1 protein-coding gene is annotated in these 889 nt (G+C 67.8%); it reads right to left on the bottom strand.

What is annotated here, in order from left to right:
- Nucleotides 1-889, bottom strand: an 889-nt coding sequence (locus tag IB278_RS33535) for a DUF5801 repeats-in-toxin domain-containing protein (RefSeq protein ID WP_225613354.1), incomplete at both ends; no start/stop codon positions are given.

Raw genomic sequence — 889 nt, 5'->3', positions numbered from 1 at the left:
CCGGCCTCGCTGGCAGAAGTCGAACCGATGACCTTGCCGGCCACCAGGTACAGGTAGATGGTGGCGCCATCGCTCTTGAGCCCGGAGTCGCCGCCTTGCGTGGCTACGCCGAGCGCAAAGCTCGAGGCGGTGGTGCCCGGACCATCGGCGCCATAGCTGCTCGAGGCCACGCCGAAGGCGGTTGCGAAGTCCGTGGTGGCGGAGTCGGTGGCGGCGCCGATGGTGTCGGCATCCTGCGTGTTGACCAGCGCCGTGTCGATGGGCGCTGCCAGCACGACGGACGGGCCGTCGTCGTCGAAGCGGATGTTGGCACCGATGTTGAGCACCTCGGAATCGGTTGCGGTGTCGCCGTCCCCGTCGGTGACCGTCACCGTGTTGGTCAGGGTGATCAACGTGTCGGCCAGCGTGGCCTCCTGGTCCGCGTAGTTGGACGAATCACCCGGCAGCGCATGATCGATCTCGGCGAACTGCTGCAGCGTCACCGAGCCGGCGGCGCTCACGGACAGGTCGAAGATGGTGTTGCCCGCCGTGATGCCGGCCTCGCTGGCAGAAGTCGAACCGATGACCTTGCCGGCCACCAGGTACAGGTAGATGGTGGCGCCATCGCTCTTGAGCCCGGAGTCGCCGCCTTGCGTGGCTACGCCGAGCGCAAAGCTCGAGGCGGTGGTGCCCGGACCATCGGCGCCATAGCTGCTCGAGGCCACGCCGAAGGCGGTTGCGAAGTCCGTGGTGGCGGAGTCGGTGGCGGCGCCGATGGTGTCGGCATCCTGCGTGTTGACCAGCGCCGTGTCGATGGGCGCTGCCAGCACGACGGACGGGCCGTCGTCGTCGAAGCGGATGTTGGCACCGATGTTGAGCACCTCGGAATCGGTTGCGGTGTCGCCGTCCC

Origin of the sequence: Variovorax sp. VRV01, from assembly GCF_014852545.1 — a bacterium.
In the GTDB taxonomy this organism is placed as follows: Bacteria; Pseudomonadota; Gammaproteobacteria; order Burkholderiales; family Burkholderiaceae_C; genus Variovorax; species Variovorax beijingensis_A.
This window is presented reverse-complemented; position numbering and strand designations above follow the sequence as displayed.